At 42.8% G+C, this 19,990-nt stretch carries 17 protein-coding genes and 3 tRNA genes; 13 read left to right on the top strand and 7 right to left on the bottom strand.

Going from position 1 to position 19,990, the window contains the following annotated elements:
- Window positions 1–226: 226 nt before the first annotated feature.
- Window positions 227–1,552 carry a peptidoglycan DD-metalloendopeptidase family protein gene (locus tag GSQ66_RS09690; protein WP_162427286.1) on the bottom strand — a complete coding sequence of 442 codons (1,326 nt, stop codon included), beginning with the start codon at window positions 1,550–1,552 and terminating at the stop codon, window positions 227–229.
- 276 nt (window positions 1,553–1,828) lie between these two features.
- On the opposite strand from GSQ66_RS09690, the gene fabG reads away from it, so the two are divergent.
- The 4 genes from fabG to GSQ66_RS09670 all read left to right on the top strand — a co-directional run bounded on the left by fabG (window position 1,829) and on the right by GSQ66_RS09670 (window position 5,920).
- A complete protein-coding gene (fabG, locus tag GSQ66_RS09685) occupies window positions 1,829–2,575 on the top strand; it encodes a 3-oxoacyl-[acyl-carrier-protein] reductase (RefSeq protein WP_162427285.1) in 747 nt (248 codons plus the stop codon).
- Window positions 2,576–2,725: 150 nt separating this feature from the next.
- A complete protein-coding gene (locus tag GSQ66_RS09680) occupies window positions 2,726–3,220 on the top strand; it encodes a hypothetical protein (RefSeq protein WP_162427284.1) in 495 nt (164 codons plus the stop codon).
- Between the two features lie 131 nt (window positions 3,221–3,351).
- A complete protein-coding gene (locus GSQ66_RS09675) occupies window positions 3,352–5,433 on the top strand; it encodes a VWA domain-containing protein (protein WP_162427283.1) in 2,082 nt (693 codons plus the stop codon).
- Between the two features lie 325 nt (window positions 5,434–5,758).
- Window positions 5,759–5,920 carry a hypothetical protein gene (locus tag GSQ66_RS09670; protein ID WP_162427282.1) on the top strand — a complete coding sequence of 54 codons (162 nt, stop codon included), beginning with the start codon at window positions 5,759–5,761 and terminating at the stop codon, window positions 5,918–5,920.
- A gap of 492 nt (window positions 5,921–6,412) precedes the next feature.
- Here GSQ66_RS09670 and GSQ66_RS09665 read toward each other — a convergent pair.
- Window positions 6,413–6,485 (bottom strand) — tRNA-Lys (locus GSQ66_RS09665).
- 150 nt (window positions 6,486–6,635) lie between these two features.
- A tRNA-Lys gene (locus GSQ66_RS09660) sits at window positions 6,636–6,708 on the bottom strand.
- A gap of 116 nt (window positions 6,709–6,824) precedes the next feature.
- Here GSQ66_RS09660 and GSQ66_RS09655 point away from each other — a divergent pair.
- Window positions 6,825–7,517, top strand: a complete 693-nt coding sequence (locus GSQ66_RS09655; protein WP_238395630.1) for an SH3 domain-containing protein — start codon at window positions 6,825–6,827, stop codon at window positions 7,515–7,517.
- Between the two features lie 84 nt (window positions 7,518–7,601).
- On the opposite strand, the gene GSQ66_RS09650 is transcribed toward GSQ66_RS09655, so the two are convergent.
- The 4 genes from GSQ66_RS09650 to GSQ66_RS18945 form a co-directional block, all read right to left on the bottom strand.
- Window positions 7,602–8,408, bottom strand: coding sequence for an SDR family oxidoreductase (locus GSQ66_RS09650; protein WP_202923331.1), 807 nt, complete (start codon window positions 8,406–8,408; stop codon window positions 7,602–7,604).
- 169 nt (window positions 8,409–8,577) lie between these two features.
- Window positions 8,578–9,936, bottom strand: coding sequence for a hypothetical protein (locus GSQ66_RS09645; protein ID WP_162427280.1), 1,359 nt, complete (start codon window positions 9,934–9,936; stop codon window positions 8,578–8,580).
- Window positions 9,937–10,022: 86 nt separating this feature from the next.
- Complete coding sequence (locus GSQ66_RS18950; RefSeq protein ID WP_238395629.1) at window positions 10,023–10,349, bottom strand: AAA family ATPase; 327 nt, start codon at window positions 10,347–10,349, stop codon at window positions 10,023–10,025.
- Window positions 10,316–10,783 carry an ATP-binding cassette domain-containing protein gene (locus GSQ66_RS18945; RefSeq protein WP_238395628.1) on the bottom strand — a complete coding sequence of 156 codons (468 nt, stop codon included), beginning with the start codon at window positions 10,781–10,783 and terminating at the stop codon, window positions 10,316–10,318. The genes GSQ66_RS18950 and GSQ66_RS18945 overlap by 34 nt, the downstream gene beginning before the upstream one ends.
- Window positions 10,784–11,173: 390 nt before the next feature.
- On the opposite strand from GSQ66_RS18945, the gene GSQ66_RS09635 reads away from it, so the two are divergent.
- From GSQ66_RS09635 to GSQ66_RS09605, 8 genes are all read left to right on the top strand, one after another.
- Window positions 11,174–11,255: transfer RNA gene (locus GSQ66_RS09635), tRNA-Leu, on the top strand.
- 205 nt (window positions 11,256–11,460) lie between these two features.
- Window positions 11,461–12,675 carry a site-specific integrase gene (locus GSQ66_RS09630; protein ID WP_162427279.1) on the top strand — a complete coding sequence of 405 codons (1,215 nt, stop codon included), beginning with the start codon at window positions 11,461–11,463 and terminating at the stop codon, window positions 12,673–12,675.
- Window positions 12,676–12,922: 247 nt separating this feature from the next.
- Window positions 12,923–14,656, top strand: coding sequence for an EcoAI/FtnUII family type I restriction enzme subunit R (hsdR, locus tag GSQ66_RS09625; RefSeq protein WP_202923330.1), 1,734 nt, complete (start codon window positions 12,923–12,925; stop codon window positions 14,654–14,656).
- A gap of 47 nt (window positions 14,657–14,703) precedes the next feature.
- Window positions 14,704–15,234, top strand: coding sequence for a type I restriction-modification enzyme R subunit C-terminal domain-containing protein (locus tag GSQ66_RS18790; RefSeq protein ID WP_202923329.1), 531 nt, complete (start codon window positions 14,704–14,706; stop codon window positions 15,232–15,234).
- Between the two features lie 6 nt (window positions 15,235–15,240).
- Window positions 15,241–15,984 (top strand): FRG domain-containing protein, encoded by a 744-nt coding sequence (locus tag GSQ66_RS09620; RefSeq protein WP_162427278.1) that lies wholly within the window; start codon window positions 15,241–15,243, stop codon window positions 15,982–15,984.
- Between the two features lie 255 nt (window positions 15,985–16,239).
- Entirely contained in the window at window positions 16,240–17,727 is a 1,488-nt protein-coding gene (locus tag GSQ66_RS09615; protein WP_162427277.1) for a type I restriction-modification system subunit M, read from the top strand.
- Window positions 17,720–18,958 (top strand): restriction endonuclease subunit S, encoded by a 1,239-nt coding sequence (locus GSQ66_RS09610; protein ID WP_162427276.1) that lies wholly within the window; start codon window positions 17,720–17,722, stop codon window positions 18,956–18,958. The genes GSQ66_RS09615 and GSQ66_RS09610 overlap by 8 nt, the downstream gene beginning before the upstream one ends.
- 348 nt (window positions 18,959–19,306) lie before the next feature.
- The gene (locus GSQ66_RS09605; protein WP_162427275.1) at window positions 19,307–19,990 is read left to right on the top strand and encodes an ADP-ribosyltransferase; all 684 of its coding nucleotides are present in this window, start codon (window positions 19,307–19,309) and stop codon (window positions 19,988–19,990) included.

Below are 19,990 nucleotides of genomic sequence, written 5' to 3'. Positions count from 1 at the left end.
TAAATGGATTGGCTGCAAAATTACGAAATATAACTATAAGAATTGCCCCTGAAATACCCGGATCAAAACGCGAGCAGCCTTGTTGGTTATGAACTATAGTTGAATCTGAAGCCAGACTGAATTGCAATATCGATCTGGTAAACTATAAGCAATAGTTAACTGCTTAAAACAGGAAAAACGCAACTATAAGCTGCGCCCTTCCTGTGTTTCACTATAACATTCTTAATTAAGCTCCTTTTTGAGTTTCCTGTTTATCCGAAGCCAGTAGTTCCGGTTGCTGCGTGCCATCAAAGTTAATGGCCTGCATCTGGTTTATAGTTGCTTCTTTCAGTTGTTCAAACTCATCCAGTTTGCTTTTCTTAACCGGGTCGGCAGATGGTAATTTAACTCTCAGGGCATCTACCTGTTTGCCGTTTTTCCAGAAGCGGTAACATAAGTGTGGACCTGTTGCCAGGCCGGTGCTGCCTACATAGCCAATTGTCTGGCCTTGCTTTACGCGGGAGCCTGTTCTTACTCCTCTTGCGAACTTAGACATGTGCAGGTACTGCGTGGTGTAAGTTTTATTATGCTTGATCTTTACATAATAGCCATTGCCGCGGGTATATTTTGCTTCTAAAACGATACCGTCGCCAACCGTACGGATCGGTGTGCCGTGGCGGGCTGCAAAGTCGGTGCCCAGGTGTGGTTTGTAACGCTTTTGCACCGGATGGAAACGGCTTTTTGAGAAACGGGAACTGATACGGCTAAACTCCAGCGGCTCACGCAGGAAAGCTCTTTTCAGGCTTTTCCCTTCCTGGTCGTAATAACCTATGCCTTTGCCCTGGTCAAAACCGATGGCATATAGTTCTTTGCCCTCGTGCTCAAAATAAGCTGATTTTATCTTCCCGAAACCGATCGTTTTACCATTCACCACATGTTCGTCATAGATCAGTTTAAACTTATCGCCGGGTTGCAGGCGGTTCAGATCGAGGCGCCAGGCATAAATATCGGCAAAATGGTTTACTAGTTGCGCTGAACCACCAGCCTCGGTTAATGCCACAAACAAGGAGTTCTGAATAATACCGGCAATGGCTCTTTCAACGGTATCAATTCTGCGTTTTTCCAGCGTTACATTCAACTCTTTCCGCAGGTCGTAGATCACATATTCGGTTTCGCTGGGCTCATAAATAAAATACTGGGCGGTTTTGCCCGAATCGGGGAGGTGCAGGATGGTATAGTTGCGGTTGGCGCTGATGCGGCGCACATTAAATACGGGCTTCGATTTTTTGGCTAGTTCCGAAATGGTAGTCAGCGAAATGTTATAGTTGTCGAGAATTTCCGAAAGGTTTTCACCACGTTCCACAGTAGCCTCTACAATCTCCAGAGAATCGGTTGGGATGCCGTACACGACAGGAGCAGGAGCCTTTGCTTCGGGTTCCGGCGAAGGCTTTGCTACCGGGTTTGGTTTACTTTGAGCGCTGGCTTTCTCGAAAGTCAGGTTTTGAACTACCGTGAAAAACACGAGCAGGGATACAGCTACCAGGATAGCTAATCCGATACTACGTTTGAACATTACTGTGGCCTTTGGTTGAAAATCGACACGAAAATATGGCTTAAACAATAGAAATAAAAATTGTTTGCAATACAATAATCAGATTATAAATAAGTTACAGTGGTTTTTTATATAGTAGATATAGTATTTAAGTTGTACTTGTTGTAAAGTGCGATTGTACTATACTTATGTAGTTGTTTTGCTATGTAGTTATAGTTCAGTAATTTATAGTTCTTTTAGGGGCCTTCTCGGAAGTGGTGTCATCCTATTAAAAAATCTTTTATAACTTTGGAGCTTATGAAAGCATTAGAAGGAAAAATAGCTCTGGTAACCGGGGCATCTAAAGGAATAGGACGTGCCATTGCACAGAAGTTTGTGGAAGAAGGCGCGCAGGTAGCATTTACCTACTTATCAAGTGTTGAAAAAGGCCAGGCCCTTGAGCAGGAACTGACTGCCAACGGCGGCAAAGCAAAAGGCTATCGCTCCGATGCTTCTGACATTGCGCAGGCCGACAAACTGATTGAAGATGTAGTAGCTGACTTTGGCAAGATCGACATCCTGGTGAACAATGCCGGTATTACCCGCGACGGTTTGCTGATGCGCATGACCGAAGACCAGTGGGATGCCGTGATCAACACCAACCTGAAATCTGTTTTTAACCTGACCAAAGGCGCTACCAAACACATGATGCGCGCCAAGTATGGCACTATCATCAACATTACATCGGTGGTAGGTATTAAAGGCAACGCAGGCCAGGCAAATTATGCGGCCTCTAAAGCTGGTAGCATTGGCTTTACAAAATCTGTTGCACTGGAGTTAGGCTCCCGTAATATCCGTTGCAACGCTATTGCCCCAGGCTTTATCGAAACTGAAATGACCGGCGAGCTGGATCAGAAGGTGGTAGACGAGTGGAGAAAGGCAATTCCGTTAAAGCGCGGTGGTACCCCGGAAGATGTAGCTAACTGTGCTGTGTTCCTTGCTTCAGACCAGTCATCTTACATTACCGGCCAGGTGTTGCAGGTAGATGGCGGTATGCTAACCTAATTTAGATTAACTATAAAGTATAAATTAAATAATAAAATTTATACTAGAATAAAGACCAATGTTGCTGATTTACGTTAGCAATATTGGTCTTTATCTTTTCCGGCCAGAAATACCTCCGTGTTATAGTTTCTACCATTAATGTAAGAGCCTATGCGATCCACTGTTATTTCTTACCGCCCTAAGTTTCTGCAGATCGTTCTGTCGATGCTGGTTATAGTAGTATTATATGCGTTGGCGGGCGGAGCATTCTATCTGCTTGCCTCTATCCTCGGAGACGCCTCAATCTATAGTTACTTGGATGGTAGCTGGCCTGTTATTGTGCTTTTCCCGGTTATGTGTTCGGTAATTCATGCGTACTCGTCGCGCCAACACCAGTTTTGTGTGTCAGGGTTAAAGAATGCAGCGGCGGTAACGGAATGGACTATAGAATCGCTGAAGAAAGAAGGGCTGCGTGTAAGAACTGTAAACGGAAATGAATTTGTGCTCGAATCGAAAAAGAAATACAATAGAACATTGGGCCATTGGCTCGGCACGGAACTGGTAAAAGTAACTTATACTAACCACCAGGTTAAGGCAACAGGGCATTATCGCTATACAGATGTGCTTAACTCCAGGATCAGGTCCGGAAAAACGGGAGGCAGGTAGAGAAAGTAATTTAATTTATAGTTCCTAAAACTATATGAAGACCATTGCGGTAACGTTATCGTTAGCAGCATTGGTCTTTTTCGTTTATCTTTAGTTTCAAAGATGACCAATCGTAAACCGTAATTAGAAATTTGAACAGTTTCCGACTTATAACCACTTATTCTCCCTGGCTTATAGTTGCCTGCCTGGCGGTAGGCGTTCTGTATGCGTGGCTGCTGTATAGCAAGCGTGCGCCGTGGCCTAAGAGTATAAACTATAGTTTAGCGGCGGTACGTTTCCTGGTAGTGAGCTTTCTGTGCTTTCTGTTGCTGGGGCCTATGGTGCGCTACATCTCCAACACAACTATAAAACCAACTATAGTTTTTGCGATGGATAACTCGCAGTCGGTTAAGCTGTTTTCGGATTCGGTGCAACTGCAGCAGGCAGAGGCAAAATTGCAAACTATAGTTACCAGACTGCAGAACGCCGGCTACGAAACCGAAATACGAACACTAAGCGATACGACTAAACCCGCAACACTGGAGCAACTGCAGTTCTCATCGCCTGTAACCAACCTGAGCCAGCTGTTACAAAACATCCGCAACGATTATAGTAGCCAGAACCTGGCAGGCGTCGTGTTGCTCTCAGACGGTATTGTAAACCAGGGAGTATCGCCAACTTACGCCAACTATAACTATAGCATTTACCCGGTAGCTGTCGGCGACACCGTTCCTAAAAAGGATATTGTTTTAGCATCGTTGCGTTACAATAAAGTTACCTATAGTGGCAATCGTTTTCCGCTGGAAGCCGAGTTGGAGCATCGCGGGTTTGATGGGCGGATAGTAGCAGTTACGTTGAAAGAGAATGGTAAACCGATAGACCGTAAAACTATAGTTTTAAAGCAGGGGCAGGCTGTGCAGCAGGTGCCTTTCCAGGTAATGGCGGGTGGCTTGGGTAAGCGTCATTACGAAGTGGAAGTAATGCCGCAGCAGGGCGAGTTTACAGCCATCAACAACACCAAACATGCTTATATTGATGTAGTAAAAGGTAAGATAAAGATTCTGATCGCCGCCGCAGCCCCGCACCCGGATATTAATGCCCTGCGTGCTGCCATCGAGACCAATGAAAACTACGAAACAGAACTGTTTATACCAGGCCTGACGCAGCTGAAGCAGTTGGATTATGATGTGGCTATTCTGCACCAGTTGCCCGGCAGAACAGCCGGTGGTGATGCTGCCTTGCGATTAGTGCGGCAGAAAAATATTCCCAGCCTTTATATTCTGGGTCCGCAAAGCGATATCCAGGATTTCAATAAACTAAATGCCGGCGTAAGAGTCAGTACAACCGGGCAAGCCGACGAAGTAACTACGGCTATTAACCCTAATTTCAGTACGTTTAAAGTGGCTGATGAAGCATCAGAGCGGTTGCAGCAATATCCACCTGCATCTGTTCCTTTCGGCGATTACCAACTGGCACCAAACACTGAGACTGTACTATACCAGCAGGTTGGCCGCGTAAAAACAACCAAACCCTTACTAACCGTACAAACAACTGGCAATACCCGCAACGCCACGCTGCTTGCATCCGGCACCTGGCAATGGCGCATTGCTGAAGCAGCCAACAATCAGAATCCGGTCGTTTACGATAAGCTCATTACCAACCTGGTGCAATTGCTGAGTGCGCCTCGTAACAAGAAGCGCCTGAACGTTTACCCTGCCCAGAACGACTATACCAGCAACGATGAGATCAACTTTGAAGCCGAAGCCTACAACGAAGCCTTAGAACCGATCTATGGGCAAAATATTACCTTAAAGATAACAGACGAAGCAGGGCAGACAAAGTCGTTTACGTTTGCTAACGGTGAGAACCCGGCGGGCGTAAATATCGGTACCTTACCCGGCGGGCGCTATACCTACTCAGCCACTGCCCGCATCAATGGTTCCCTTCAACAGGATAAGGGTGAATTTATGGTGGAGGAATTGCAACTGGAAGCCCTGCACGCTGTAGCAGACCATAACCTGCTTTATCAACTCGCCAGCAACACAGGTTCAAATCTTTACTTCCCCGGTACTTTAGACCAAATGGAGCAGGATATCCTAAAAGCCAACCATAAACCCGTTATCGACAGCACGGAAGATATCCGTGATATTGTAGATATGAAATGGCTGTTCTTTGTAGTGTTGGTGCTGATTACTGTTGAGTGGTTTGTAAGGAAGTATAATGGGAGTTATTAATATAGTTGGAAGTGCCCGAAGTTTCTTATAGAGCTTGATTTTACCCTTTCCAACCTTCGCCTTTTTCGAGGCCCCTACCCCAAAACAGGGGAAGGAACCCTGCTATCGTTCTATAGTTTCTCTTTTGTCATTTCGACGTGAGGAGAAATCTGAATTCTATAGTTTGCTACACTACTTTTCAACCCAGGCCTTCTATTTCATAGCCTTCTTTAATCCTGGGAGCTCTAACAACCTACAGTTTCAAATTAACTTTGGTGCCCTCACGGCCGGGAGGCCCCGTCTTTGGGCATCGCGCTGCGCGAATCTCTTTTGCTCGTGCCTCGCAATGGCTACGCCACCAGACATTCACAAGGCGCTCAACCCAAAGACTGAGATCAGTTCGATAGTAACTGCTTTAACTATAGTTGGAACTGCTATAGTTGCATCGCCTTATCGTGGCTATAGTTCCGTAGAGACAGGTAGCGACCTGTCCGATCCTGGTCTATAACTATAGAACTATAGCCGCTAACTATAGCAAAGCCATAAAAGTCCCCCTTCGAAGGGGCAGGGGGATGACAAACGGAAACTATAGAACTATAGCTCTCAACTATAGCAAATGCAGAAATTCCCCTCTCGGGAGGGGCAGGGGTGGGTTAAAACCGCAACTATAAAACGATAGCTTCAACTATAGCGACTGCTGGAAAGCTCCTTCCCCTGTTTTGGGGGTAGGGGCCCTCGATAAAAGGGGAAGGTTGGGAAGGGGTAAAACGCCAACTATAGAACTATACCTCCAACTATAGCAATTTCCTTTATCCCATTAATCCTGCAAATCCTGATTCAGACAAATTTCACGCTCCTGTTTCGAGTTAGGGGTCTCCTCAAAAGGAGAGGGATGAAGTGAGGTATTTGAGGGCAGGAGCAGGTCAACTTTCCAAGAGGGAAAACCCAACGCGTCTGAAAACAAAAAAAGCCACTCGGTTAAGAGTGGCTTTTTATCTTGTGATCCCGCTGGGATTCGAACCCAGGACCCATACATTAAAAGTGTATTGCTCTACCAGCTGAGCTACAGAATCGGTACTACATGTTTCCCTTAAATGGGAGTGCAAAATTAGAATCTTAGTTCAGAATATCAAACTAAATTCTATATTTTTATTTTAACACATCCTGCTGATGCATTAGAAACGAAAAGCCTTCTCGTTCAGAAAAGGCTCTCGCATTTTTTGTGATCCCGCTGGGATTCGAACCCAGGACCCATACATTAAAAGTGTATTGCTCTACCAGCTGAGCTACAGAATCTTTTTATTAACTTGCATTGCTAAGGGACGTTCCCCTTAATTGCGATGCAAAAGTAACAGCAATCTGGTTAAATGCAAAATCTTTGTTTTAAAATATCTGTCTTTTCAGTCGTTTTTTTGCTCTCGTTTTTAAAACCAGCTTATAGTCAGGAACATAAAATTTCGTATGCTGAAGCAGATTCTTTGTTTCAGCGGCAGCATTATACCGAAGCGCTAACTTTATACGAGCAAATCCTGGAAAAAGAGCAACGCTACTCGCCGCAAATGTTGCTGAAAATGGCGTATATTAAAGAAGGCCTGCGTGATTACACCGGCGCCATGTATTACCTGCACCTGTTCTACACCAAGCAACCCAGCAGATCGGTGCTTAAAAAGATGGAGGAGCTGGCACAGGCACACCGCCTGAGCGGCTATGAATACAACGACCTGCAGTTCTTTAAGACACAGTTCAGCAAATACTACATGCGCATGCTGGAGCTAATGCTGCTGGCTGCTGTGGTAACCGTAACAGTTATGGTTGTAAGCTGGCGGAAAGGGCATAAGTTTACCGGTACGTTTAAAACCGGCTTTGTGCTGTACCTGCTGTTCATTCTCTACTATATCAATTTCCTGAACCTGGGCCGCGGAGGTATCATTAAGAACGACCAGGTAGCCATTATGTCTGCCCCATCGGCAGGGGCAAACTGGGTCGCTACTGTTTCGCAGGGCCACAAAGTACCTGTTACCGGCGAGCAGGATATCTGGTACGAGATAAAATGGAAAGGCGAAACCGCGTACATCCGTAAAAACAACCTGCTGCAATTACCTTAATTTCCTGACAAAGGATTAAAAAGACAAAGGACAAAAGACTTACAATAAATTGAAATCCTTTGTCCTTTGTCAAATTGTCTAAGTTTACTTCAGCGGTGAATCTTTCTCTTTTGCCATTACATTGTAAACCAGCTTGTCTGTAAGGCCAGGCAGCCACTTGTTAAGGAATACGGTTAGCTTACCCTGGAACGTCATTACAAGGTCGCGTTTGCGTTTTATAGTTGCTTTCAGGATCTGGTCTGCTACTTCTTCTGCCGTCATCATATTTCCTTCGTCGCGCGGCGATTCGCCTTGCTGCTGGCCGTCGGCTGCCAGGGCCGTATTGCGGATGTTTGATGCTGTAAAGCCAGGGCAAGCAATCAGTACATGCACTCCTTTGTGCAGCATCTCGGTACGGAGTGTTTCCAGGAAGCCGTGCATGGCAAATTTAGATGCCGAATATCCCGTACGGGCTGGCAAACCACGATACCCAGCAATAGAGGAAATACCGATAACAGAACCTTTGGCCTGCATGATGTATGGCAGAGCGAACTTGGTAGTATAAACCGTACCCCAGAAGTTAATGTCCATCACTTTACGGATCACATCCAGGTCGAGGTCCTGGAAAAGGGCACGCATCGATATACCGGCATTATTGATCAGAACATCCAGTTTACCGAACCGATCTACCGTTTCCTGAACCATACGCTGGCAGTCTTCCTCCTTGCTTACATCAGCGTTAATAGCTACGTTTTCAATTCCGGCTGCGCTCAGTTCCTGGCTTGTCTGGTCCAGGTTCTGCTGGTTACGGCCTGATACGGCTACTTTAGCGCCTGCCTTGCCAAACGCAAAAGCACATGCCTTGCCAATACCTGAAGTACCACCGGTAATCAATACAACTTTATCTTTCATCTTAATTTTATGCTCTGGCTATAGTTGCAAAGATAAGTAAGATTTTCAGGATGGAAGTGCGGAATAATTGACCAACTATAGTTTGGGTTGATGCTATAGTTTACGTGCAGTTAGCATAAACAAAAAAGCCCCTGCGGTTTAGGCAAGGGCTCTTTTCTATAGTTTATAGTTATGCGTCTACTTTAAACAGTTTACCAAAAAGCTCATATTTATACCTTCGGCTTTCCCGGAGCACGGCTATCATGGCAAATACGGAAACAGCTACCAGAACAGGGTACAATAAGTACAGCAACGGATGCAACAACGGCAACAGCAGCAAGCCTACCAGCAGCAGCGACAGCATGTTATACAGGTAAGATGTTTTGGCACTAAAGCTCATCATGCTGCCTTTAACAACCTTAGGGCTTACAAACGATGCCAGTATGCCAAGCGGCGTGAGTACCAGTACCGAAGCCGTATACATCAACACCAGGAAAACGGCATCTTCGTGGTTAAAGAAAGCGATATAAGCCGCAAGAAAAGCAGCGTCTAACAGCAACGGAACCCGCAACGGGATAAGGCTTGACTTAAAGAAATCCTTCGCGCTGCCAGTTGTGCGCTCTACCGTAAGCCACAGGTTTTTATAAAATCCCCATACGTTGTTAAACACATAACTATAGATAATGGCCGGACCAAAAAAGATCCAGATCGTTAAGTTTTTGTCGTAGATGTGAATGCCTTTTGCGGTATAAACTGCAGCATCGGCAGCCAGTATGATCAGTTTAAGGCCAAGTCCGAAAAGTAATAACTGACGGGCCTGCTTCGAGTTCTTAAATAAACGCCAGCTCAGGCTGCGGTGTTTGTTATGGCTATAGTTTACAACCTTGCGCTTAGGCTCCATAGCTGCCATTTCCAGGAAATAGTTTGCCCCCAGAAAAGAGCCCAACGATGCTAAATGCACGATCAGTTCCATCCAGCCGTTGGCAGGATTATACATCGGTAACCGGGCCTGCAGCGCCACAAAAGCAGCGGCCAGCACAGCAGCAGAAATAAAATTCAGGTGCAGCCATCGCATTTTACGCTCTACCAGCACCTGCAACGACCGCTTGGTAACATGCGCTGTAAACATTACGATCATTGTCTGCAGCAAATACATAAACGTATAGCTCGGCGAGAGGATAAACAGCAAAAACAGGAAGTTTACCAGCACAAAATTAAACGGAGAGAATAGCTCAACCGGCAACTCTACCCAGAAACGCTTCAGCGGATTTATAGGATACAGGCGCGGGATCAGGTCCAGTTTGGGCACATACGCCGGAAAAAAACCTCGGATAATTGTAATGCCCAGCACGAACAGGTTTATGTAACGGATCACTTCAGTAACGCTTGTGTCGCCACCGTTCTGTGCCTGCTCCAGCATATACGAAAACAGCCAGCCATAGAAACCCGACAGCACAATGCCACCACCCAGCAGTAATACACGCTGTAGTTTATTCTGTCTGAAAAATCCGTTGAGTCTTGCCCGAAGCGAGAACAGTACTAAATCCATTATCTATAGTTAAGAGTTTTGAGTTGAGAGTTTTGAGTCGGAAGTATAAATCACTTTCTAACCTTCTAACTTCTAAACTTTCTAACTTAAGTAAGCATCCACTCGAAGTCGGCTTCGGCGGTCTGGTGGTGCGGGGTGAGCAGTTGGAACAATGCCTGGTCTATCAGGTTTTCACCGTTCATGGTAAACTCCTGCAGCGAGCCATTGTACATCAGTTGTCCGTCGTTTAGTACGCCGATGTGTGTGGCAATGCGCTCTACATAGTTCAGGTCATGCGACGAGATAAGAACCACACGGTTAGGAGTAGAGTAGCTTCGGATAAGCTTTACAAGCAATTGTGCCGCAATCGGGTCCAGGCCGGTAAACGGTTCATCCAGTATCAATACCTGAGGTTTATGCAGGATGGCTGCCACAATGCCAATCTTTTTTTCATGCCGGTTGAGTAGCCCGCAATGTTCTTGTGCAGCGACTCCTGGTCCGTAAAAAAGTAATTGGTCAGGCTTTTAATGCGCTCGGCAGCTTCGGCAGTAGGCAGGTTGTATAATTTAGAAACGAAGTTCAGGTACTCCAGGCCGGTAAATTCTTCAATAAGCGGATTGTCTTCGCATAGGGCACCCTGGTTTTGCTTTACTTCCAGGTGGTTCGCGCTGTAGCCCTTCCCGTATAGCTCAATCGAGCCCTTATCCGGCTGTATCAGATCGAGTATAGCATTCAGGAAAGTACTTTTACCAACCCCGTTCTTACCTAACAAACAATAGCATTGACCGCTTTCTATAGTCAGGTCCAGTTCCTGCAGCACCTGCTTCTTGCCAAATGCTTTAGTTAATCCTTTTATCGCTATACTCATATGTTCTTTTGTACTTTTACCTTTGTGCCATACCGGAGGTCCGAAAAGGAGGTTCCGTGATAAAGTTACGTACTGCCTCTGAAAAGTCCTAACATTACATCCTGATGTTACAGAACTTTAGTTTTAAAACAACCGAATAATCTGTGTGTTTGATTTGCAACAACCGTTTCGAATAAAATAGTTCTAAAAAACAGACTTAACTCGGATGTTTTAAAAAAGCAAGCGAAATAGAGATAATCTGGTGGTTTAAATAGGATTTAAGTTATAAGATTGGCTTTCTGTTAAAGGATGGATTGCTTAAAATAATGAGCAGAATAGTGACTTATTTATCTTAAAATGCGATTTGCATATATGCGGGCAGGTGTTTACTTTTGCATCCACCTTTTACCTGCGCACGTGGTGAAATTGGTAGACACGCCATCTTGAGGGGGTGGTGCCTTCGGGTGTGGGAGTTCGAATCTCCCCGCGCGCACTTTACGATAGCCGTAGCTTTAACGAGTTACGGCTATTTCTTTTTAGGCTGTTTTCTCTCTATTTCTCCCCATCTCTTAGTGACCAATCCAGTGACCTAAGACTGTAGTATGTTTTAGGTCACTGAAAAGGATGTAAGTTGCTGATAGTATTTAGTTTACAAGTGTTTAATTGTGTTCAAGTGGTACTCTTAAAGAGCAAGAACCATGAAGACACAGCACACATTTTCCATCTTAGCGATGGTCAGAAGAAACAAGCCCAACAAACTAGGTGAAATACCAGTGATGGTCAGGGTAACGCTGGATGGCAATATCAGCGAAATAGCCACTAAGCACTACATAAAGCCTGAGCTTTGGGACGCTGCCAAAGGCAGGGTGAAAGGAAGATCAGACCTTGTTAAAACCATCAACGATACCATAGACCTGTTTAAGCTAAGGGCTAAACAGCACTATAATAAGCTCATTGAAGCAAATCAAGACGTTACCCTAGCGGCTATTAAAAATGGTATTCTTGGGATTGAAGAGAAACAACCTACTTTACTGGATGTGTTCTCCAAACTTGTAAGGGACGTACATGCCAAGATAGGAGTGGAGTATAGCTTGAGCTGTTACAATGCTTACAGGGCCACTGAGAATCATATTATTAAGTTCCTGGAAGAAGCGTACCAGTTACAGGACTTCAAACTAAAGAACCTTTCCTATGGCTTTATAGCTGACTTCGAGCTGTACCTGAAGACAAAAGGCAAGTGCAGGCAAAATGGCGCTATCAAGCATATACAAAGGGTGAAGAAATCAGTGAAGATAGCCCTGAAGTATGACTACATTCCCAAAGACCCTTTTCTACTGCACTCAATGAGCAAGGATAAGGTCATCAGGCTTCCTTTAAATGAAGGCGAATTAAAGACCTTAGAAGCTGCCAAGTTCGATGTGGAGAGACTAGAGATTATTAGAGATATGTTTCTGTTTACCTGTTACACAGGTTTAGCCTTTATCGACGCTAAACACCTTAGAAGGGGAAACATAGGTATTGGGGTTGATGAAGAGGAGTGGATATTCACTGAGCGCCAAAAGACAGGAAACACCTGTGCCATACCACTTCTTCCACCAGCAAAGGCTATTATTGAGAAGTACGCTGCCCATGAGAAGGTATTAGCAACTGGTTACCTTTTGCCTATACCATCCAATCAGAAGTTCAACGCCTATCTAAAAGAGATAGGTGATCTGGTAGGGATTAGGAAGAAGCTTACTGTGCATATTGGAAGGCATACCTTTGCAACTACCATAGCCCTGCAGAATGGGATACCCATGGAGGTGGTAAAACAGATGCTAGGGCATGACAACATAAAGACTACACAGATTTATGCTAAAGTAGAAATGCGCCTTATAGCTGAATCTATGAAAGCATTGCGAGACAAGATGTAAAGTATGAGAGGTAGGTTTACTATCTGCCTCTCAATTACTACCCATTGTATCTTTAACCTGAGCAGATACTAGCAATACTGAATGAAGCAGCTGATTGCAAGAGCTTATCAGATCATATTGCAGCTAGGGATGGAAAAGTTATTCTATATAATATACCTTTTAATCTATACTTAAGAATGTCAATTGTTTAAACTTTTATTAGTTTTAGAGATAATCTACAATTAGCGAAAACAAATATCATTACGCTATGGGCTATTCTGAAGCTGATACCAGAGCCAATTACATTGACCCCTTACTGAAAGAGTGTGCATGGGGTATAGAGCATATTCAGAGAGAATACTATTTTACTGATGGCAGAAAGATATTAGGGAGTAAAAGGGGGAAGCGCAAGTTTGTAGATTACCTCTTAAAGCATAAGAATACCCACCTAGCTATCATTGAAGCAAAGCGTGAGGACAAGCACCCAACTGATGGACTGCAACAGGCAATTGATTATGCAAAGGACCTGCATATACGTTTTGTCTACAGTTCTAATGGTAAAAAGTATTATGAGTTTGATGTAACGACAGGAAAAGGCGATTATGTGAACTCTTTCCCAACGCCTGATGAACTCTACAATAGGTTAGGTATTATTAGTAACCCTATCAAGGAGAAGCTGCTCACTCAACCACTGGATATCTCTGGCACCAACCAACCACGCTATTATCAGACCATTGCAGTAAACAAGGTATTGGAGGCAATAGCTGAAGGGAAGGATCGTGTGCTATTAACACTAGCCACTGGCACAGGAAAAACCTTTGTCGCTTATCAAATCGTCTATAAACTGTTTCAGACACGCTGGAATCTGGAAGGTGATATTCGCAGACCTAAAGTGCTATTCCTCGCTGACAGGAACATACTGGCTGATCAGGCGATTAACACTTTCAACCCTTTTGAAAAGGATCTGGTAAAGATAGATGGTGAGGAGGTTAGAAAGCGAAATGGCGTTGTGCCAACCAATGCGAATATCTTTTTTGCCATTTACCAGGCTATTGCTGAAAAAGAGAACATAGGGGGATATTATAAATGCTATCCTCCTGACTTCTTTGATATGATTATCATTGACGAGTGCCACAGGGGATCAGCCAACGAAGAAGGTTCGTGGAGAGCAATCTTGGATTACTTTAAAGGTGCGGTGCATGTTGGTTTAACAGCTACCCCTAAAAGACAGGACAATGTAGATACCTATGACTACTTTGGAAAACCTGTTTATGAATACTCGCTGAAGCAGGGTATAAACGATGGTTTCTTAACTCCTTATAAAGTCAAAAGGATAAGTACAAATATAGATGAGTATGTAGTAGACAAGGAAGATAAAGTGGTATATGGCGAGCACCAGAAATCTATCTATAACCTTGCTGACTTTGAGCGCAGCATTGTAATACCTGCACGTACTGAGCTAATTGCAAAGACCATTCTGAAGCACATCAATACGATGGACAAAACCATCATCTTCTGTGTTGACCAGCCCCATGCCCTGACTATGCGTGACTATATCAACAAGCATAAGAAAGTGTCTGATCCACACTATTGCGTGCGTATCACCAGCGATGAAGGCAAATTAGGGAAACAGTTGTTGGAGAAGTTTCAGGATAATGATAAGGACATACCTGTTATCCTAACATCCTCCCAAATGCTTACGACAGGTGTAGATGCTAGAAATGTGCGCAACATTATTCTTGTGCGCAGTATTGGCTCAATGGTTGAGTTCAAGCAGATTGTAGGAAGAGGAACCAGGCTATTTGATGGAAAGGACTACTTCACCATAATAGACTTTACAGGGGCCAGCAACCTTTTTTACGATCCTGAATGGGATGGCCTGCCTGCAGGTGGGGAAGAGGATGATAGTGAAGGCGCTGGTGGAAAAGGGGGCTCAGGTAGTACAGGGGGAAGAAAGGCAAAGAGGGTGGAGGTGACCCACCGCCAAAACCAACAAAGGTAGAAGTACAGCTGGCGAATGGTCGAAAGCTGAAAGTCACCAACATTGAAGTGCGTTACATTGATGCTGATGGCAGACCACTCTCAGCCAAGGAGTTCCTGGAAAAGCTGATAGGCTTTATGCCTCAGCTCTATTCTAATGAGCAGGAGTTCAGACAGAAGTGGTCTAACCCTGATACACGCGAAGGAATATTACAGAGTCTCGAACAGGAAGGCTTTGATAGTGAGCAGCTAAACACATTGCGTGAAATGCTGAGTGCGAAAGACAGTGATATTTTCGATGTGATGGCTTACCTTAGCTACAGTACTGAAATGCTTACCAGAACACAGCGTGTACAGCTCGCAGAGAGCGATACCTTCCTTGATGTTTATAACAACATGAAAGCGAAGGATTTCCTGAGATTCATTCTAAAACGCTATGAGCAGGATGATGTGCAGGAGTTGAGAAGGGATAAGCTTGGTGAGCTGATCAAGCTAAACAACTTGGGTACGCCTAAAGAGGCTGCAAAAGTTTTTGGGGGTGCTGACAAATTGATTGAAGCCTTTTACAAATTACAGGAAACTATTTACAAAGCAGGTTAAACAATAATGGCTAGATTACCAGAATTTGCAACTTTAGATTCTAAAAACTCATTCTTCGATTATACTGATTACAATATTATAAACACAAAAGAAGAGTTTGACCATTGGTTTAATAGGTTCAATTCAGATAATAAGCATGGCCCAAGAGAAGATTACATTTATAGGGGGATGAAGGAAGCAAAACACAAGCTTTTTACTTCTTCTCAGAGACAATGGATTACCAATGATATGGAAGAATGGTATCCTAAACCTTATTTAAGATATGTTCAAGACTTGGTTGAAAGGTCGAAAAGTAAACCCCTTATTAAAAAGGTTTTTGATGTATATGATTATACCCCTTTAGAAAGAGATGTTCCTGTACTAAGCATTTTACAGCACTATGGTGCTCCAACACCTTTAATGGATTGGACTTATAATATTAATGTTGCACTTTTCTTTGCTACTGAGAATGTAAAAGGTGGTAATGGTAATGGAGATATCGAAAACTACTTTTCTATATATTTCGTCAACAAGACAAAACATAAAGGCATTTTCCAAAACCTGAACAAATTAACAGGGAAGAAACACCCTTCTATGAAGGGTATCATTGAAGCTATTGACAAAGATCCTCATGACAAATCAGCATACTACATTACTGATTTCGAAGGGACTAGGAAATCTCCTGAGCGTAAGTTTATGGTTAATTCAAGCAAGCCTCTCACATCAATCTTCAATCAAAACATAATAGCTCAGGAAGGTCTTTTGTTTTGAATCCACACCCATTGGCACCAATTGAGGATATTTTGAAGCCACAAACAGGAAATAGATATAGAGACTTTTGGAATCGCCCCTTTACTTGTTTTAACATCAAAAAGGATTTGGCTGATTATGTTAGACGTAGAATTAAGAACAAAAGAGACGTCAGTGGGGAGTCGATGGATATTGATAAAAGCTTTATATACCCACGCTTGAATGAAGTAGTACCTGTAATTCATGAAAGCCTTTTAAACGAGAATATAAATTAACATGAGTAGCTTACAATCAAAGATTGATCGCATTACAGACATATTGCGAAGAGATGATGGGATAAGTGGTGCAATGCACTATACAGAGCAGATATCATGGATTCTGTTTCTGAAGTTTTTAAGTGACTTTGAGGAGAACAAATACACTGAAGCTGAACTGGAAGGCAGGACTTACGAATATGTGATTGACCAGGAACATCGCTGGTACGTTTGGGCTTGTCCCAAAGATCAAGATGGGAAGCTAGATGTAAAGAAAGCCCTAACAGGTGATGACCTTACAAACTACGTAAACACACAGTTGTTCCCTTACCTACAGGGCTTTAAGACGAATACAGCTGACCTGAGAAGTATACGCTATAAGATAGGAGCTATCTTTGAATACCTGGACAATCGAATTGCTAGTGGTCACACATTACGTGAAGTTCTAGACATAATTGATAGCCTTAATTTCCAAAGCCAGACAGAACTGTTTGAGCTAAGCCACATCTATGAGAACCTACTAAAAGGTATGGGCAGTGATGGGGGTAATAGTGGTGAATACTACACCCCTCGTACTGTAGTTCAGGCTATGGTGCAGGTGGTAGACCCACAGATTGGGGATACCATATACGATGGTGCAGCAGGTAGCTGTGGTTTCTTAGTGGAGGCTTACGAATACATGACCTCTCCTGAGAAGCGTGCGAAGCTATCTACGAATGATTGGAGAATACTTCAGTCTGATACCTTCTATGGTAATGAGAAAACGCCACTTGCTTATGTAATGGGGGTGATGAACATGATTCTTCATGGGGTGGATAGTCCTAACATATACAAGCAAAACACCTTAACACTAAACATCAGGGACATACAGGAAAAGGATCGCTACTCTGTAATTTTAGCAAACCCTCCTTTTGGTGGCAAAGAGAAAAGCCAAGTACAGCAGAATTTTCCTGTTCAGAGTAACGCTACAGAACTTTTGTTTCTCCAGCACTTTATGAAGAGTCTGAAAGTGGGTGGTAAAGCAGCGATTATTGTACCTGAGGGTGTTTTATATCAAACCAACAATGCTTTTAAGGGTGTAAAGCAAGAACTGCTCGAGAACTTCAACCTGCACACTATTGTGAGCCTTCCTTCTGGTATATTCCTTCCTTACAGTAATGTAAAAACCAATATTATCTTCTTTGAGCGTACTGGTGCTACAACTGATATATGGTACTATGAAGTGAATCCTCCTTACAAACTCACTAAGAACAAGCCAATAGCAACTGAACATATGAAGGAGTTTGCAGAACTTTATTCAACTCGTGTTACCTCTGAAAACAGCTGGCTTGTGAATGTTGCAGACATTGTTGACTATGATCTCTCTGCGAAGAACCCAACTAAACAGCAAAGTATAGAGCATTTACCTCCTATCGATATAGTGGCAAAACTTAATGCAAATGATAAGTTGATTGGGGAATTATTGAATGAGATTGAAAGCATTTTGATTGAGGGATATGCTGGTGAATAAAGTAAAATTGAGTGAAGCTTGTACAATTAATCCCCCTAAATCAGAGGTTAAAGGAGTAAATGATCTTGATGTTTCGTTTGTGCCTATGGCAGACCTGAATGAAAACAAGATTAGCTTTGAACCTACACAAGTACAGAAAATACAAGATGTATATAAAGGCTACACATACTTCAAGAATGAAGATGTACTGCTAGCCAAAGTAACTCCATGTTTTGAGAATGGTAAAGCAGGAGTAGCAAAAGACTTAGTAAATGGTATTGGTTTTGGTTCAAGTGAGTTCATCGTTCTCAGGCCAAAAGACTTTTTACTACCTGAGTACCTCTATTATAGCCTATGTACCTCTAGCTTTAGGATGGAGGGAGCGAATAACATGAGTGGTGCAGTAGGCTTGAAACGTCTTACCAAAGACTTTCTCCTTAATTACGAGATTCCTATACCTAAACTTTCTGAACAGCGACAGATAGTAGCAATACTAGATAAGTTATTGATGAAAGTCGATAAGGCTATAATCCTCTTAGAAGAGAACCTTACTAACACTAAGCACCTGCTTGATAGTATTCTTAATAACGTTTTTAATGACTTATCTGATAGGTACGAAAACCAACCACTACATTATTGTTCAAAGTTTAAGAATGGTTATGCATTCAAAAGTGGTGATTTCAACACAGACAGTCAAGGGCTACAAGTTATTAGAATTGGTAATGTTCTTAATCTTGACAAGAATCCAGTATTTATTCAGGAAAAGGACGATTATAAGAAGAGTAAGCTTGATGTCGGAGATTTAGTAATCTCAATGACTGGTACTAGAGGTAAAAAAGACTATCTCTTCGTATCTATAATAGATAAAAGTCAATTCTACTTGAACCAAAGAGTTGGAGCTATAACTCCAAACCAAAATACATCCACAAAATTCCTTTACTATTATCTTAAAACTAGTCTATTCAGAGATAAAGTATTTGAGTTTGAGACTGGCTCAGTTAATCAGGGTAATATATCAGGTAAAGACATAATGAATAGCTTAATTCCTTTACCAACATTAGAAGTTCAAGAGGATATTGTAAGGTACCTTTCTTCTTTAAATAAGAAGCAACAGTCTCTACTAAAGGAGCAAGAATCCAGACTCAAAGCACTCAGAGCACTTAAAGAAAGTATACTTAATGCTGCCTTCAAAGGAGAGCTTAGCAAAGCATTATGGGAAGCAATATCAAAGCAATCTGCCCTTGTGGATTAGTCTCTGACGAGATAATGCAAGGAATTGGTTTTGGCTACTTTGAAACAGGGTATTACTGCGAACCTGCCTACTGCGATACTTGTGGTATCGTGGTAGGTAGAGACTCCAGTAAGAACTACTCTAAATGGCCAACTGCAGGAAAAGGGTAAAGTTCTATAATGTAAGTCTAAACCAGCCATTCAACGAACAAGATCCAAGTATACCTTCATCAAACTATCTGGATGAGAAAGAGCTCTGGCATTGCCCTAGGTGCAAACAAGAATCTCTACAGTTTGAATCTATGGGCTGTTGGGATTGATATCAAAGATATGTGCTCTTCATATTCCTAAGCTATATTTATCAAACAATATGATCGATTTAAATCAACTTTTTATTCTCAATAACAAACTAGAGAGTGACCCATCAATGAGGTTAGAATACAGCTATCAAAGAGGCTTTATGCCTTGGTTTATTGATTATCGCTCTGGTAGCACCAAGTTTGAAGCAAACTTAAAAGGCATGAAGGATTATAACCTTACTGAACAGGAGGCTTTCTTTTTACTTGCTTACACGTCTAGTTATTCAGGATGGGTCAATGGTGATTTAAGGGATGGGAATAAGCATAATAGAGATGACATAGCTCTTTTTTCAGACGGACTTTACTGTGTACTCAACAAAATCCCAGCTTTTGGTTCTAGTTTCGTTTACAGAATGGAATCACAAGTAGCTGATGTTGATGAAGAATTGTCTTGGTTTGAAAGAAAAACAAACAGCACATTTATGCTTCCATACTTCTTATCTACTGCTAAGGAAGATTACAAAAACAGCTCTGTTGTCTGGCAAATAAAAACTCTAGAGCAAGGTAGTTTGGCTAGAGACATCTCTAATCTCACGAATAACAAATCCGAGAAAGAGGTATTATTCAACAGAAATGCCAAGTTTATAATACGAGGGATTGACAGAGCAACTTCTTATGTTTACTTGGAAGAAGTGTCACCTGCTTTAAAAGCCGATTTCAAATTAACTGGAATTTATTATAAAAATATTAAGTAG

It is taken from the genome of Pontibacter pudoricolor, assembly GCF_010092985.1.
Lineage (GTDB): Bacteria > Bacteroidota > Bacteroidia > Cytophagales > Hymenobacteraceae > Pontibacter > Pontibacter pudoricolor.
Note: the sequence above shows the minus strand (reverse complement) of the source record. Positions and strands in the feature narration are given on the sequence as shown.